Origin of the sequence: Microbacter sp. GSS18 (assembly GCA_029319145.1) — a bacterium.
Classification (GTDB): Bacteria; Actinomycetota; Actinomycetes; order Actinomycetales; family Microbacteriaceae; genus Microbacterium.
Genome location: CP119753.1, coordinates 3,889,876 through 3,906,343, shown reverse-complemented (window position 1 = coordinate 3,906,343; position 16,468 = coordinate 3,889,876). Strand labels below are relative to the sequence as shown.

11 protein-coding genes are annotated in these 16,468 nt (G+C 68.3%); 2 read left to right on the top strand and 9 right to left on the bottom strand.

The genetic code is table 11. The features are described from left to right. Nucleotides 1–3 precede the first annotated feature (3 nt). On the bottom strand, nucleotides 4–420 hold the full coding sequence (locus tag P0L94_18085) for a tautomerase family protein (GenBank protein ID WES64361.1): 417 nt from the start codon (nucleotides 418–420) through the stop codon (nucleotides 4–6). Between the two features lie 156 nt (nucleotides 421–576). Here P0L94_18085 and P0L94_18080 point away from each other — a divergent pair, with 156 nt between their 5' ends. Then, a complete protein-coding gene (locus P0L94_18080; GenBank protein WES64360.1) occupies nucleotides 577–2,013 on the top strand; it encodes a sugar porter family MFS transporter in 1,437 nt (478 codons plus the stop codon). Between the two features lie 61 nt (nucleotides 2,014–2,074). Here the strand turns inward: P0L94_18080 and P0L94_18075 are convergent, their stop codons facing one another. The 5 genes from P0L94_18075 to P0L94_18055 form a co-directional block, all read right to left on the bottom strand. After that, nucleotides 2,075–4,087 (bottom strand): beta-galactosidase, encoded by a 2,013-nt coding sequence (locus P0L94_18075; GenBank protein WES64359.1) that lies wholly within the window; start codon nucleotides 4,085–4,087, stop codon nucleotides 2,075–2,077. A 2-nt stretch (nucleotides 4,088–4,089) separates the two neighbouring features. Then, the gene (locus tag P0L94_18070) at nucleotides 4,090–5,016 is read right to left on the bottom strand and encodes a carbohydrate ABC transporter permease (GenBank protein ID WES64358.1); all 927 of its coding nucleotides are present in this window, start codon (nucleotides 5,014–5,016) and stop codon (nucleotides 4,090–4,092) included. Continuing rightward, complete coding sequence (locus tag P0L94_18065; protein ID WES64357.1) at nucleotides 5,013–5,975, bottom strand: sugar ABC transporter permease; 963 nt, start codon at nucleotides 5,973–5,975, stop codon at nucleotides 5,013–5,015. The genes P0L94_18070 and P0L94_18065 overlap by 4 nt, the downstream gene beginning before the upstream one ends. A gap of 64 nt (nucleotides 5,976–6,039) precedes the next feature. Beyond that, nucleotides 6,040–7,395 carry an extracellular solute-binding protein gene (locus tag P0L94_18060; protein WES64356.1) on the bottom strand — a complete coding sequence of 452 codons (1,356 nt, stop codon included), beginning with the start codon at nucleotides 7,393–7,395 and terminating at the stop codon, nucleotides 6,040–6,042. 46 nt (nucleotides 7,396–7,441) lie between these two features. Next, nucleotides 7,442–9,547: a beta-galactosidase gene (locus P0L94_18055; protein ID WES64355.1), complete on the bottom strand. Its 2,106-nt coding sequence runs from the start codon at nucleotides 9,545–9,547 to the stop codon at nucleotides 7,442–7,444. Nucleotides 9,548–9,636: 89 nt separating this feature from the next. On the opposite strand from P0L94_18055, the gene P0L94_18050 reads away from it, so the two are divergent. Next, nucleotides 9,637–10,743 carry a substrate-binding domain-containing protein gene (locus P0L94_18050; protein ID WES64354.1) on the top strand — a complete coding sequence of 369 codons (1,107 nt, stop codon included), beginning with the start codon at nucleotides 9,637–9,639 and terminating at the stop codon, nucleotides 10,741–10,743. Nucleotides 10,744–10,753: 10 nt separating this feature from the next. Here P0L94_18050 and P0L94_18045 read toward each other — a convergent pair whose 3' ends face one another. From P0L94_18045 to P0L94_18035, 3 genes are all read right to left on the bottom strand, one after another. Next, nucleotides 10,754–11,704, bottom strand: coding sequence for an aldose 1-epimerase family protein (locus P0L94_18045; protein ID WES64353.1), 951 nt, complete (start codon nucleotides 11,702–11,704; stop codon nucleotides 10,754–10,756). A gap of 109 nt (nucleotides 11,705–11,813) precedes the next feature. Next, the gene (locus P0L94_18040; GenBank protein ID WES64352.1) at nucleotides 11,814–14,012 is read right to left on the bottom strand and encodes an RICIN domain-containing protein; all 2,199 of its coding nucleotides are present in this window, start codon (nucleotides 14,010–14,012) and stop codon (nucleotides 11,814–11,816) included. A gap of 211 nt (nucleotides 14,013–14,223) precedes the next feature. Continuing rightward, nucleotides 14,224–16,314 carry an RICIN domain-containing protein gene (locus P0L94_18035; GenBank protein ID WES64351.1) on the bottom strand — a complete coding sequence of 697 codons (2,091 nt, stop codon included), beginning with the start codon at nucleotides 16,312–16,314 and terminating at the stop codon, nucleotides 14,224–14,226. Between the last annotated feature and the right edge of the window lie 154 nt (nucleotides 16,315–16,468).

Here is a 16,468-nt window from a genome sequence, read left to right as displayed (position 1 = left end):
TCCTCAGGCGTGGGTGACGGTCGGACCGGCAGAGGGCACGGCGAGCTCGCCGGTCATGTACTGGGCACGTCCGAATCCGAACGACCAGTCCTGCGGACCGTTCTCGACGTAGCCGATGAAGACGTCCTCCGGCGCAACCCCGACCTCACCGAGCCGCGCGGCGATCTCTGCGTAGAGGCGCTGCTTGTCCTCATCGCTGCGACCGCGCTGCGTGAAGATCTGGATGATCACGGGGTCGGTGCGTTCGAACCCGAGGCCGGCATCCTCGGCGACGATCGTCGTCGCGGGCCGGGAGGTGACGACCTGGAAGCGATCGCGCACCGGGATGCCGTAGACCTCGACGATGGCGTCATGAATGGCGGATGCCAGCTCCGCCGGGTTCGATCGGGCGTCACTGTGGTCGATGCGGACGAGAGGCATGGGTCCTCCTCAATCGGGACTTTGTCCTGACATACTCACATATACGGAGGTGCTCGTCAAGTCGGTTGCGGACCCCGGGCAGGTATGACAGTATGTTCGGACAAATACGCAGACGGTGTAGTCATACGAAACGAATCACGCAAAGGAGCGCCTCCCGTGTCTCAATCCACAACTTCCGCTGCCGCCCCGTCCGTCTCCCGGCGCAAGGGCTTCCTCGTCAAGCTGACGATCATCTCCACCCTCGGCGGCCTGCTCTTCGGCTACGACACCGGTGTGATCTCGGGTGCGCTCCTCTATATGCGCGACGACCTCGCCATGAACGCGGTCGAGGAAGCCTGGGTCGTCAGCTCACTGCTCTTCCCGGGCGCCGCGTTCGGCGCCCTGCTCGGCGGCCGCATCGCCGATGCCCTAGGCCGCAAGAAGGCCCTCATCGTGTGCGCGCTGATCTTCTTCGTCGGCGCGGTCCTGTGTGCGATCGCCCCGAACGTCGAGATCATGGTCGGTGCGCGCATCCTGCTCGGCTTCGGGGTCGGCGCGGCAGCCGTCTCGGCTCCTCTCTATCTCGCCGAGATGGCGCCGGCCGAGAAGCGCGGCCGCATGGTCACGATCAACGAGCTGATGATCGTCACCGGTCAGATGCTTGCGTTCGCGATCAACGCGCTGCTGGCGGTCACCATCGAAGGCGCGCACGTGTGGCGGATCATGCTCGCCGTCGCCGCCATCCCCGCGGTCGCCCTGCTGATCGGCATGTTCCTGCTGCCGGAGTCCCCGCGGTGGTTCGGCGCTCGCGGTCAGAGCGAGCAGGCACGCAAGGTCCTGACCTTCAGCCGCAGCGAAGACGAGATCGACGAAGAGCTCTCCGAGATCGTCGCGACGGCCAAGGCCGAGGGCAACAGCCGCAAGCACGCGTGGCGCGCGCTGCGCGCGAACAGATGGATGCGCCGCCTGCTGTGGATCGGCTTCGGTCTCGCTGCGGTGCAGCAGGCGACCGGCGTCAACACGGTCAACTACTACGCGCCCAGCATCCTCACCCGCTCGGGTCTCGGCGACCAGGCGGCCCTCATCGCCACGATCGGCGTGGGTGTCACGAGCGTGACGATGACGATCCTCGGCATCTGGCTGCTCGGCTTCGTCGGTCGCCGCGTCATGCTCATGATCGGCTTCGGCGGCGTCGTCGGGTCGCAGCTCGCACTGTCCCTCGTCTTCACGCTGCCGCCGTCGGACGCGACCAGCTATACGATCCTGGCGTTCATGATGCTGTTCGTCGCCTTCGTGCAGGCGTTCATCGGCACGTGCGTGTGGCTGCTGCTGAGTGAGATCTTCCCGCTCGCGATCCGAGGCCTCGCAATGGGACTCGCCGTGTTCGTGCTCTGGACGGTCAATGCCGCGATCTCGTTCGTGTTCCCGATCATCGTCGAGGGTCTCGGATCGACCCCCACGTTCCTCCTGTTCGCCGCGGTGAACTTCATCTCGCTGATCTTCGTGTGGCGCGCCGTTCCCGAGACGAAGGGGCGTTCGCTGGAGACCCTCGAGGAGGACTTCCGCACCCAGGCGATCCGCACGGTCCCCCGCCGCGAGCGACTGACCCACTGATGCGATGACGGATGTCCGGGCCGCACCCACCGGCCCGGACATCCGTGTTCCCCGCGGGGAGTCAATCGCGCAGGATCGCGACGCCCTGTGCCGGCAGCCGCATCCCTCGCCCCGGGGCGCCGGTGAGCAGGTCTGTGCCCTCGAGGCTGATCTCCGCGACATCGGCGCCGTGATTGATGACGAACGTCGCGTCGCCGCGCCGGACCACCTCCACGTCCGCGCCGTGGTCGACGCCGCCCGGAAGATCCAGCCCGGCCGAATCGGCCAGGCTCCGCGCCAGCCGCGCGAGCGGCTCAGGATCGGGCAGCGTCGCGACGTACCATGCCGCGCCACGGCCGCCGGCTGCCGCTCGGCACGTCACCGCCGGCCACCCGGCGAGCACGCCATCGTCGAACACACCGACCACGTCGGCGTCCGCCACGCGCACGAACTCGCCCCACGTCGAGGCCGAGACGGCGCCGCCCAGCACGTCGCCCGACAGCGCGAGCGGCGGCGGCGGCGCCTCCCCGGTCGCGGCGAGGTCGGGCCCCGCGGGCGGAGCGAACTCCTCGATCCACACGCCGAGCGCGGCACGCAGCGGCTCGCCGAGGTAGCCCCCGAGCCGGATGTGCAGGTTCTCATCGGTGAGGGCACTGGCGAACCCGACGGCGAGCGTGCCGCCGTCGCGCGCGTATGCCGCGAGGTTCTCGCCCTGGGCCTCGGTCGTCACGGCGTGGGCCGGAACGACGACCACTCCGTACCCGGACAGGTCGTCTCCCGCTCTTACGAAGTCGACGACCAGCCCCAGTGACGACAGGGCGCGGTGCCACGCGAACACGACCTCGACGTATGAGATCCGCACCGGCGCCGCCTCCTGCTCGACGGCCCACCAGCTGTCCCAGTCGAACGCGATGGCCACGCGGGCCGGCACCTCTCGGCCCTCGATCCCCGCTCCGGGCCCCGAGAGCGCGGCGAGCTCGCCTCCGAGCCGCTCGGTCTCACGCCACACCCGCGTGTCGGTGCCCCCGTGCGGAAGCATGCCGGAGTGGAACTTCTCGGCTCCCGCCGCGGACTGCCGCCACTGGAAGTACAGGATGCCGTCAGCACCGCGCGCGACCGCCTGGTACGACCACGCCCTCATCTGACCGGGCGCTTTGGGGGCGTTCCGAGTGCGCCAGTTCACGGCGCTCGGCGCCTGCTCCATCAGCAGCCATGGCGCTCCGCGCCCGAGCGATCGCATCAGATCGCGCACCATGGCGGCGTAGGCGGTGGAGGTCGGGTCGGCAGGATCGGGATAGGCGTCGTCAGAGACGATGTCGACCCTCGAAGCCCACTTCCAGTAGTCCACGGGCTTGAAGAACCCCATGAAGTTCGTCGTGATCGGCAGGTCCGAGTGCTCCCGGATGATCGCCGCCTCGGCGTCGTAGCACGCCATGAGCTCGTCGCTCGAGAATCTGTCGAAGTCGAGCAGCTGCGTGGGGTTGCGGAACGACGGCGCGGCGCGCGGCGGCGAGACCTCGTCGAACGAGTCGTAGCGCTGCGACCAGAACGCCGTGCCCCACGCGGCGTTGAGCGCCCCGACGGACCCGTACTTGGCCTCCAGCCACGCCCGGAACGCCGCTGCGGAAACATCGCAGTAGCAGCGGCTCACGTGGCACCCGTACTCGTTGTTCACGTGCCACAGCTCGAGGGCCGGATGCTGCGCGTAGCGTTCGACGAGACGCTCCACGAGCATCCGCGCCCGCTCGCGGTAGACCGGCGAACTGGGGCAGTACTGCTGCCTGCTCCCGACCGCGAGGACGACGCCCTCCTCGGTGACCGGCAGCGTCTCGGGGTGCCGCGCGGCCAGCCACGGTGGCGGAGACGCCGTCGCGGTGGCGAGGTCAACGCGGACCCCGCCGTCGTGGAGCAGGTCGAGAAGCTCGTCCAGCCAGGCGAAGTCGTACTCCCCCGGGCGCGGCTCGAGGCGCGCCCAGGAGAACACGCCGACCGTGGCCGTCGTGACGCCCGCGCGCCGCATGAGGGCGACGTCCTCGTCCCACACCTCGCGGGGCCACTGCTCCGGGTTGTAGTCGCCGCCGAATCGGATGACCATCGCTACTCCTTCACGCTGCCGGTCGCGAGCCCGCTCTGCCAGTACCGCTGCAGGAACAGGAACGCGATGATCAGCGGCAGGATCGAGACGAACGCCCCGGTGATGACCGTCGAGAAGAGCGCCTGGGCGCCGCCGCCGGCGGTCGCCGCCGACTGGATCTGCGCGAGCCCGACCGTGATCGGGTACAGATCAGAGCTGTTGAGCATGATCAGCGGCAGGAAGTAGTTGTTCCACGTCGCCACCAGCGAGAACAGGAAGACGGTCACGAGCCCGGGACCGAGCAGCCGCAGCCCCACCTGCCAGAAGATGCGGAACTCGCCGGCGCCGTCCACGCGTGCCGCCTCGATGAGGCCGTCCGGGATCGCATCCGCCGCGTACACGCGCATGAGGTAGACGCCGAACGGGCTGACCAGCGACGGGATGATGATCGCCCACGGGGTGTCGGTCAGGCCCATCCGCGAGAACAGCAGGTACGTGGGCAGGGCCAGCGCCGTGAGCGGGATCATGATCGCCCCGAGTGTGACGCTGAAGAGGACCTTGTCGCCGGGGAACTTGTACTTCGCGAAGGCGTAGCCGGCCATCGCGGCGAGCATCGTCGCTCCCGTGGCCGAGACGACCGCGTACACCACGGTGTTCAGCAGCCAGCGCAGGAAGATCCCGCCGCGGACGGTGAACAGGGTCTGCAGGTTCTCCCACAGCGACAGATCACCGCCGAACCACAGCCCGAAGGTGGAGAACAGCGCCGCGTTGTCCTTGGTCGACGACACCAGCAGCCACCACAGCGGCAGCACGAAGTACAGCACGCACAGCCAGAGCAGGACGGTCAGCAGCCAGTTGCGCCGCTTCGCAGGGTTGTATGCCCGCGCCTTGCGGCGGGCGGCGCCGCGAGCGCCCTTGATGACGACCTCACGGGTCTCGGTGGCGCTCATGCGGCGCTCCTCTCACGGCGCTCGCGGCGTTGCGAGCCGAGCTGGACGATGTACGACACGATCGCGATGACCAGTCCCAGGATGAACGCGATCGCCGCCGCGTAGTTGAGCTCCTGGTTGATGAAGGCGAGGTTGTAGGCGTAGTAGTTCGGTGTGAACGAGTTGGTGATCGCCGCCGGCGCGATCGCATTCAGCAGGCTGGGCTCGTTGAACAGCTGGAACGTGCCGATCACCGAGAAGATCACGGTCAGCATGATCGCCGGCCGGATCGCGGGGATCTTGATGTTCCACGCGATGCGGAACTGGCCGGCGCCGTCGATCTCCGCCGCTTCGTACAGCTCCGACGGGATCGACCGCAGGGCGGCGTACATGATGATCATGTTGTAGCCGACGAACTCCCACGTGACGATATTCATCATCGATCCGAGGATGTTCTCGGGCGACAGGAACTCCGGCGTGCCGAAGCCGACCGCCCGCGCCATCTGCGCGATCGGTCCGAAGTCCGGGCCGTACAGGTATCCCCACATCAGCGTGGCGACGACGGCGGGCACGGCGTAGGGCATGAAGATGAACAGTCGTGCGCCCTTGGACCAGCGGGCCCGGCCGCTGTCGAGGGCGAGGGCGAACGCGAGGGCGAGACCGAGCATGATCGGCACCTGGACGACGAAGAACAGCGCCATGCGGCCGATGCTCGCCAGGAAGGCCGAGTCGGTGAGCGCGCGCACGTAGTTGTCGAAGCCGGCGAACACCTCACCGCCGATGAGCTTGCTCTGGAACAGGCTGAGGTAGCCGGAGTACACGAGCGGGATGACCAGCATCGTGATGAACACGACGAAGAACGGGAGGATGAAGAGGTACGCCGCGAGGTACTGCTTCTTCTTGACCGGGGTCAGTCGCTGCTTGTGGCGCACGGACCTGCCGGTCCCCCCTGCCGTCGTGATGGCTTCTGTGTGGGTCACGATCGATCCTTTCGGGTGTGAGCCGGGTGGGCGCCCGCCCGTGGGACGGGCGCCCACGGGAGCATCACTGGACAGTGAAGCCCTGGCTCTCGGCGTAGCTCACCAGCTGGTCCTGCCAGCTGTCGAGCGCCACCGAGATGTCGCCCTTGTCGGCGATGACGGCGCCGAGGGTCTCCTCGTAGCTGGAGTAGACGAACTCCATGAACGGCAGCCACTCGAAGTCGGTGTCGACCGTCTCGGAGATCTCGGCGAAGAGCTCGTTGACCTGCTGGCCACCGTAGAACTCCAGCTCCTGGTCGGCGAACGCCGGGTCCTCGAGCACCGACAGCTGCGGCGGGAACAGGAACTGCTCCGTCGCGAGCTTGAACGCCGACTCCTCGTCGTGGTTGATGAACCGCGCCAGCTCGGCCGCGGCGATCGGGTTCTCGGTCGTCGCGAGAACGGCGTCCGACGATCCGCCCCAGTTTCCCGAGACGGACTCGCCGGCAGACCACTGCGGCAGCGGTGCGGCGCGCCACAGGCCCGACGTGTCCGCCGCGGTGCCCTGGAGGAAGATCGGACCCCATGCCGCGGTCAGCCAGCCCGCGTACTTGCCGTTGGCCAGGCCCTGGTACCACTGGTCGTTGAAGTCGACGTCGACCGAGATCAGATCCTGCTGGATCAGGTCGGTCCAGTACGAGGCGACCTCCTTGGCCTCGGCGCTGTTGACGCTGATCCCGACGGTCTCCTCGCCGTCGTACGAGAACGGCTTGACACCGGCCTGCCACATGAAGCCGATCATCTGTCCGGCCTGCGTGGCGCCGAGGTTGGAGATGTACGCACCCGTCTCGTCCTTGACGGCCTTGGCCGCGGCGGCGTAGTCGTCCCACGTCGCAGGCGCTTCGTCGATGCCGGCCTCGGCGAGGATGTCCTCGCGGTAGAGGTTCCCCATCGGTCCGACGTCCTGTGGGATCGCCCACACCTCATCGCCGGGCGAGACCTGGTTCCACGCCCAGCCGACGAAGTCGTCCGCGATGTCCTCGGCTCCGTAGGGCCGCAGATCCAGCAACGACTGGGTCAGCACGAACGACGGGATGTACTGGTATTCGATCTGCGCGACGTCAGGGGCGCCCTGACCTGCCTCCAGCGCGCTGCGGAGCTTCTGGTAGTGCTCGAGGCCCTGTCCGACGTTCTCGACGGTGACATTCATCGCGGGGTAGGCCGCCTCGAAGAGGGCGACCTCGTTCTCGATGTCGGGGACCCACGTCCAGAAGGTCAGATCGGTGGGCGTGCTCATCGCCTCGTCGAACTGATCCTGGGTCGTATCGTCGCCGGTCGACGTGTCCTCGTCGCCGCCGCCGCCGGCGCAGCCGGACAGCGCGAGCGCGGATGTGATGGCGATGGCGCCGAACGCCAGTGCTGCTCTTGGTGCGTTCCTCATGTCCTTCTTCCTTCTTCTTTGATGGGGACCGGAATCTCCGGCCGTTTCACTCGTCGATCAGGGTCAGCGTCGACCACGCCGCGAGCGAGAGGTCTGTGTCTGCGGGATGCGCGGCGCCGGTGACCGCGTCGCGCACAGGACGGGCGAGGCGCACGGACTGCTCGTCCCATCCCCAGTTGAAGACGAACCACGCGCGCCGGCCATCAGGGAGCTTCCCCGACGACACCGTCACCGGCAGGATCCGATCCGGAGCGAGTTCGTCCGCGGTCGCCGTGGGCAGCAGCCAGCGGACGAGGTCGGCGGCCAGCGCCGACGACGGCACGGTGCCCACCGTGGTGACCCGCCCACGGCCGTGGTCCTTGGTGGCGACGGTCGCGAAGTCGCCGAAACGGGGGTGCTGGTAGCGCACCAGCGTCTCGGCGTCCTCGGCAATGAGCCCGTCCGCCCACAGCAGCGCGGTCGCGCGCTCGGAGACCGGCATCGATCCAACCGCGACGACAGACACGGCGCCCGCCAGGTTCGAGAACTCCTCGTACCGGACGCCCGCGGCACTGCGCAGCCGGGACGGAGCGACCTCGACGCGGGCGCGCGCCTCCTCGTCGCCGTAGCCGGTCCGGATGCCGACCACGAGGTGGCCGCCCGCGGCCGCATATGCGGCCAGCAGGTCGAGGTCGTCGTCGGTCGCGACGTATAGAGCGGGCGCGACCAGAACCGGGAACCGCCGTGCGAGTTCGTCCGCGCCGAGCTCGTGAGCCTGCAATGGGTGGACGATGCGCGACTGCGCGCCCGCATCGATCACGCCCCGGTGGAAGGCGTCGAAGATCCGGTGGTAGGCGGCGGGGTCGTTCTCGCCGTCCGGCGTCCTCAGCGGCGAGAAGAACTCCAGGGCGAAGCGGCTGTCATTCGACCACAGGATCGCCACGTCGGCGTCGGGCTCGAAGCCGTCGAGCCGATCGCCGATCGCGGCGAGGTCGGAGCCGACGCCCGAGAGCTCTTCGTAGACACGACCGGGCACGAGGCTGTGCGGGATGACGCCGCCCCAGTAGGTCTCGGTGCCGTACGGCAGGGTGTGCCAGTGCCAGTACTCGATCATCGCCGCGCCGCGAGAGATGAACGCCATCGCCGCCTGCCGCAGCTGACCCGGGTACGGGGGGAGATTGAAGGCGGAGTCGCCGATCGACTGGGCATCCGTCTCGGTGACGAGGAACCGGGACTGCTTGGAGGAGTACAGCCGGTCTGCCTGGCGGAACAGGCCGCCGACGCCCGAGGTGGTCCACGGGGTGAGCGGTTCGAGGTCCTTCGTCGCGTCAAGGTGGTCCTGCATCGCGTAGTACGGGTTTCCGGCCGTGATGTCCAGAGCCTCGGTGAGCTTCTCGTCGGCCTGCGCAGGTCGCGGGTAGGCGATGCAGGTGGTCACGAACTGCCCTTCGGTCGCGTACTCGCGCACGATGTCCGCCTGCCACGCGATGAACTCGGCCGTGAGGTCCGCCTGGTAGCGGCGCCACGCCAGGTCGTACTGCGGCAGGGTGTTGCCCTCGGGGGTCCACAGGTCGGACCAGTCCGACAGCCGGTGCGACCAGTACGTCAGGCCCCACTCGCGGTTGAGCGTGTCGACGTCTCCGTAGGCCGCCTTCAGCCGCCGCACGAAGCGGGCGAACGTCCCCCGGTTGTGGAACAGGTGCAGCCCCGGCTCGTTGTCGACCTGGAACCCGATGACGCTCGGGTGATCGGCGTAGCGCGCGACGACGGCGCGGATGACACGCTCAGCGTGGAACCGGAAGGCCGGGTGCGAGTAGTCGACCTCCTGGCGTCCGCCCCAGGGAACGGGCTGCCCGTTCGCCTGCTGAGCGGCGATCTCGGGATAGGCGGTCTGCAGCCACGGCGGAACCGCGTAGGTCGGCGTGCCGAGGATGACGCGGATGCCGCGAGCATGGGCCTCGTCGAGCACCGGCTGCAGCCAGTCGAGGTCGAACTCGCCGTCGCGCGGCTCCCACGTGGACCACACCGATTCGCCGACGCGGATGACGTTCATCCCGGCCGCGACCATGAGATCGAGATCGACCGTGAGTCGCTCTTCGCGGTGGTACTCGTGATAGTACGCAACCCCGAACAGCAATCCGCTGGGCTCGTAGGTCTGCGTCGTTGCATCCATGTGCTGACTCACTCCGTCGTCGTCGCCGGGACCGGATTCAAACTTTTACCGGTAACAGTGTTGATACGGGGTATTGTTACCGGTAAAAGTTGGGTCCACAACCCCCTAGATCAGATTGTGACCTTGGGTACGCAGGGACGGAGACGGATGTGGCGACCGAGGCCTCGACGGCAGCGAGTGGCGCTGCTCGCACCCCGCGACGCTCGGCCACCATCTACGACATCGCCCGCCTCGCGGACGTCTCGCACCAGTCGGTGAGCCGGTACCTGCGGGGTCTTCCCATGCGCGATTCGACGCGGGAGCGCATCGAGAAGGCGCTCACCGAGGTCGAGTACAAGCCGAACCTCACAGCGCGCGCCCTCACGACGGGCCGCTCGCATCGGATCGGCGCATTGACCCATGAGATCGATCAGGTCGGTCCCAGCCAGATCGTCCAGGGCGCCAGCCAGGCTGCCCGCGCGGCCGGCTACCTGCTCGACATCGTGTCGCTGGACATGACCGATCCGGCCGCGGTCGAGGAAGCCGTCGCCCTGTTGAGGCAGCATGACCTCGCGGGCATCCTGGCCCTCTCCTCGACCGACGAGATGCGTCGCGCCTTCGAGCACGCATCGTTCGACGTCCCGACGGTGATCGTGACCGAGTCTGACGATCCGGACGACGATGACCTTCTGTCTTTCGCCATCCCCGCCCTGATCGACCATCTGGCCGATCTCGGCCACGAACGCTTCCTTCACGTCGCGGGCCCCGACGCCTGGGCAGCCGCGCGCAACCGGAGGCTCGCCTACGAGCGCGCAGTCACGGCGCGCGGCCTGACATCGGTGGGAACACTCATGGGTGACTGGTCGGCGAAATCGGGGCACGACGCGATCGCGAGCCTTCCGGACGCCCGGACCGCGACGGCGATCGTCGCCGCCAACGACCAGATGGCACTGGGGGCACTCCGCGCGCTGGCGGAGCGCGGCATCCGCGTCCCGGACGACGTCAGCGTGACGGGCGTCGATGACATTCCCGAAGCCGCATACTTCACGCCACCCCTCACGACGGTGCGAATCGACTTTCGCACGCAGGGACGGGATGCCGTCCACGAACTGCTGGCCGAAGTCGACGGGGTCGAGCGCGAGCGCGCGACCACGATGAAGTCGGGGCTGATCCTGCGGTCGTCCTGCGGCCCCGCTCCGCGACTGCTCGGCGCCTGAGCGAGTCGATTCACACAGCCGCTATACGCCAGGAAGCCTCGGCCGTCTCCCCTGGTGCGAGCTCGATGAGCGCGGTGTCGAAGTCGTAGTTCGCGTCGTTGTAGGCATCCGGCGCACACGTCATCGGCTCGACGGCGAGTCCGATCCGATGGCCCGCTTGCGCCGGTCCGTCCGGCAGGTCCGCCGTGTGGATCTGAACCCACGGGCAGGCGGAATCCCACGCCATCACGACACCTGACCCATCGGTCGCGGTGAGCGTCACCTCCGCCGCCCCGCTGTCACTCCGGATCAGGCCGGTGTACGCGTGATCGATCCGCGCGCGTCCGATCGGGCGTGGCGCGCGGTAGTCGAACCGCCCGGCTGGCTCCCCGTCCACGGGGCGCAGCGCGCTCGGGATCAGGCGATCATCGGAGACCAGCAGGACCTGGGATGCGGGCAAGTCCAGCGTGCACTCGTCCAGCGAGGATGCCCCAGTGGACAGGTACGGGTGGGGAGCCGTTCCCCAAGGGGCCGGGCTCTCGCTGCGGTTGCGACCTCGGACGGATTGGGTGAGCCCGTCAGGGCCGAGAGAGAAGGTCGTTTCGACGTCCACGCGCCACGGGTAGCCGGCTTGCGGCTCGATCGTGGCGGTGAGCGTGACGCGGTCGGGCTTCGCGCCGGTCACATGGAAGTCGAGCCACGACGCCAGCCCGTGCAGAGCATGACCCCTGCCCCGCTCGGTGAGCGGCAGCTCGTAGGTCTGCCCCCGGAATGAATAGCGCCCGTCGACGACGCGGTTCGGCCACGGCGCGAGGGTCGCGCCGCGGTAATCGGGACGCAGCTCGTCGACGTCGAACGAGACGACGAGGCCTCGTCCGTCGTGCTGCAGGCTGCGAAGCGATGCGCCGACGCTTGCGATGACAGCCTCGTAGGGACCTGCTCGCAGCGTGTGCTGAACACCGGAGGCGGGAATGCGCGGCATGGGAAGAACCTCTCTGAAGCAGCCGGCCCGACGCTCGTGCGCCGTCGGAGGAGTCGGGAGCCCCGGCATCGAGCGTCGGGCGCGCTCGATGCCGGGGTTCCCGTCGCCTCTACTTCTGCTTCTTGCCGATCGTGAACTCGATCGTCGTGGTGTTGCCGAGCACATCGGTCGCCTCCACGACGTTCACACCGCGCACGACGCCGGGGAAGTCGGGCGTCAGCTTGTCGAGGTCGAAGCTCGCACCGACGACACCGTCCTGCTCGATGCCGTTCACCGTGACCGAAGCGAGCCAGAACGACGGTGCGTGAACCGTGTACGAGACCTTCCGATACACGCCGTCCTCGCCCACGGTCCACTGCGCCCCGTCCTTGACGGTGAACGTCGGACCGTGGACTTCGCCCACCGGAATGAGCGACCAGTCCTGGGTTCCATCGTCGGCGGACGCGCGCAGCGCCACATCACCGTCGGCTCCGCCGGCGAGATAGAGGTCGTCGAAGCCATGCGCGCGGAATCGGAGATAGCCGTCTTCGGTGGCCTCGAGGTCCCAGCGTCCGCCGTCGGCCTCATCGACCCACTGCACGATTTCCTGTCCGTCGAACCCGGGGGCTCCCCACGTCGAGACCGAGCGCCCTCCCGACTGGTTGAGCAGTTCCATCGTCCCCTCGCCCTCATCGACCACGTGCCACGCCTGCGTGTCGGCCCGGAATGCTCCCGCATCCTCGAGCTGGACGTCGTCGTGGCGAGGCACGTTCCATGATGCCTGCGCATCGGCGATGTTCCCGTCCGTGCCGAGGACCTGACCCGTCGCACGGTTCACAACGGTGTAGTAGTCGCCGACACTGTGACCGAGGTCGACGTCGCCGTACCGGATCACGGCACCGACGTCGGGTCCGCCCCACGTCCCCTGCAGGATGACCACGCGGCCGGTCCCCTCGACGTACTGGAGGTTGCGGCTGTACCCGCCGTCCAGGGTCGTGTTGAGCTGCGTCCAGACTCCGTCGCTCGCACCGGACTCGTTCATCCACACGTCGCCGCTGCCCGAGGCGTTGTAGAGCAGCCGGCCGTCCGGCAGGGCGACGAGCACCGGGCTGCCGCCCCACGACAGTCCCTGGGAGTACTCGTCGAACGGCAGGCCCACGGTCTGCGCGTCATCGATGTCCCCCACCGGGATGCCGTCGACGTCGCCGTCGCTGAAGTAGTCGACCGGGCTGTCCGAGATCTTGTAGCGGTTGTTGGCCATCCACCACGGGTCGCCCCAATACTCGAATGTCATCAGCCACTTGCCATCGGTGGTGGGTACCACCGTCGTCATGCCGGGTCGGCCGCCTCCGATGAGGTCCTTGCCGAGATCGAGCTCGACCCACTGCTCAGCGTCGTCGTCCCACGCCCAGCGCGTGCTGAACGTCTGCCCGGCGACGTCGACGACGGGCTCACTCCACGCCGAACCGCTGGTGCCGTCCCACGTGCGGTGCACGAGGATCTGCCCGCCCCCATCGATCGCGGTGTCGTTGTCGGGGTCGATGGCAGGGATGCCGGTCGCGGCGTCATAGCCGAGGTACTCGTTCTCGTCCGAGTAGTACGCGACCAGCTGGCCGTCGTGGACCATCAGGTGCGGCTCCCACAGCGGGTCGACCTGGCCGTACTCGTTGGCCTCTGCGACGTGCGAGAAGGAGGCGCCGGCGCTGCCGCCCTGCCAGCCACCCGCGGCGATCATGTCGACGAGGCCCCATGAGGCGCCGTCGTCGGCGCTCGAGAACAGCGCGATCGACACGTCGCGGCGGTCTCCGTCGTTGTCCGGAACCCAGGTCGCATCCGCGGCCTTCTGCTCCCGGTAGTACTCGTCCTCGCCCGACACGACGCTCGCGAGCAAGAGGGTGCCCGCGGCGAGGTCACCCACGTCCTCCGGGAGGACGTAGAGGTAGGGGTTGGTCCAGTTGCTCGTGTACGGGTCGTATTGAGGGTCGTCCGACAGGAATGCGGGCGCCTGGACCTCCGTGAGCGGCTGCCACGTGTCGCCGTCGTCGTCGCTCTTGTAGATGGGCATGGTCTGGCCCACCGCGCCGGTCGTCCCGTCGGCATAGGTGACGACGGTGGACCGCTCGAATGCGGCGACGATCCGCCCGCTCGGCAGCTGCGCGGACTTCGGGTAGACGGCGCAGTTGCCGAGGCCCTTCAGGCAGTCCTGTTCGCCGACCTCGTACAGGATTCCGCCGTCCGGGTCGTAGGCCTGCGCGGGGGCCAGCGGGGCGAACAGCAGCGCGAGAGCGGCCCCGGTGGCCGCAACCCCTTTCGTCTTCCACGACGACATGAGCTCTCCTTCGACTCGTGATGTGGGCGTCATCGACGTCCACGGCAGTTGCGCGTCCTCGATGACGTCCCCCGACCGTAGCATCAATGTTGCCGGAAACATACACTCGGCCCGAAAAAATGTTTCCGATAACATCCCCGTGATTCCGGCAAAGACGAGGGGACCCGGCGGTACCGGGTCCCCTCGCGCGGCGGACAGTCGGGTCTGCCCGCTAGGGGACGGTGATCGCCCCCACCGCAGAGACGTTGCCGGCTCCGTCGGTCGCTCGATACTCGAGGTCGATGGACTTCTTTCCGTTGAAGGTCACCGGGCCCGCGTACGACGTCCAGCCGCCGGCCCCCGCCTTGCGGTACTCGATCGAAGCGATACCGGACGCGTCATCGGTCGCGGTGAGCGTGAGCGTGCGCCCGGCGACCGACGCCGACACGTCCGGCGCCGTCGTATCCGACGGGGGCGTGGCGCCCTCGGCGTACAGCTGCCACTCCTGGGTGCCGTCGTCGACGAAGGCCGCGAGCGTCAGCGCCGCACCGCCGGATGCGCCGGTGAGATAGAGCGACTCGTCCGCAGCCGACTGCAGCCGGACGTAGTCCCCGGTCGTCGGCACGATGTTCCACAGGCCCGACGACGTGTCGTCGACCCACTGCCCGATCTGCGCCCCCGCATACGCGTTGCCGCCCCAGATCGCCGCGGCGCGCCCGCCGGACTTGTTCAGCAGCGTCGCCGCGCCGTCGGCCTTGGTGACCACGTGCCAGTACTGGGTGTCGGCGACAGGGGATGCGCCGAAGCCCTCGAGACGGACGTCGGCCACGTCGCCGTTTCCGATGTTGGCGTCGGTGATGTTCCCGCCCGTCCCGATCACCTGCCCCGTGGCACGGTTGACGACGCTGTAGTAGGCGTCCGTCGTGTGGCCGAGGTCCACGTGGCCGAACCGGACGGTCGACGGCGTCGTCGCACCCTCCCATGCGGCCTGGAGGATCAGGATCTGGCCGGTGACCGCGTCGTACTGGAGGTTGCGTGAGTACCCGCCCGGCATCGCGGTCTGGAACTGCGTCCACACGCCGTCGCTGGCGCCGGACTCGTTCACCCAGATGTCTCCGCTGCCCGCGGCGTTGTAGACCAGCCGGCCGTCGGGCAGCGCCTTGACCACGGGGCTGCCTCCCCACGTCAGACCCCGTGACCCGGGCGCGAAGGGCAGGTCGCCCTGCTGGCCGCTGGCGAGGCTGATCTCGCGGCCGTTCGGGTCGCCGTCGGAGGAGAAGGCCAGCGGGTCGCCGACCATCTTGAAGCGCACGTTCGCGCCGCCTCCGAAGTACTCGAACGTCAGCATCCACTGGCCGTCCGTGGTCGGGGCCACGTACGCCATGCCCGGACGGCCGCCGCCGATCTGCTGCCCGCCGTTCCAGCTGAAGGTATCGCCCGAGACGTCGACGATCGGTCCGCTCCACGCCGCGCTGGTGCCGTCCCACGTGCGGTGCGCGAGGATCTGCGCACCCGAGTCCGGAGCCGTCGCGTTGTTCGGGTCGACCGTGGGCACGCCCGTGCTCGGGTCGAACGCGAGATAGTCGTTCTCGTCGGAGTAGTAGGCGACGAGCTCGCCGTTTCGCGCCATGAGATGCGGTTCCCACACCGGGTCGATCTGGGCGAACTGGTTGGCATCGGCGATGTTGACGCCCGTGGCGCCGGCCGACCCGCCCTGCCATCCGCCGGTGGCGATGATGTTCTCGAAGCTCCAGCTGGCGCCCTCGTCGGTGCTCGAGTAGAGCGCGATCGCGATGTCCGAACGGTCGCCGTCATTGTTCGGCGTCCAATTCGGGTCCGCGGCCTTGTGCTCGAGGTAGTAGTGATCGTCACCCGACACGACGCTCGCGAGCAGCAGGGTGCCGGCCGCGAGGTTCCCGACGGCCTCCGGAAGCACATAGAGGTTGGGGTTCGTCCAGTTGCTGATGTACGCGCCGTACGCCGGGTCGCCCGACATGTAGGCCGGCGCCTCGACCTCGGCCAGGTGCTGCCAGTTGTCGCCGCCGTCGTCGCTGACGTAGATCGGCAGCGTCTGCCCATCGGCACTGCCCGATGCCCCGACGACGGAGCGCTCGAACGACGCGACGATGCGCCCGCTCGGAAGCTGGACCGACTTGGGGTAGATGGCACAGTTCCCCAGGCCCTTGAGGCAGTCGGCGTCGGCCGGGAGCTCGTACAGGACGTCCGGCGTGGGCGTGTACGCGTGGGCGGCCCCCACGGGGAGCAGCAGGAGCGCGGATGCCATCGCCCCCGTCACCAGCAGTCGTTTCGTCTTCGATGACATGAACTCTCCTTCGAGTCGTCGGCGGGCCCGACGGGTGTTTCGGCACGAGGTGCGCGACCCGTTGCGGTTCGGGAACGATAGCATCGATGTTGCCGGAAACATAGGTCTCGCCGAAGGTGAATGTTGCCGACCACATAGCCGTCATGTCGCGTCA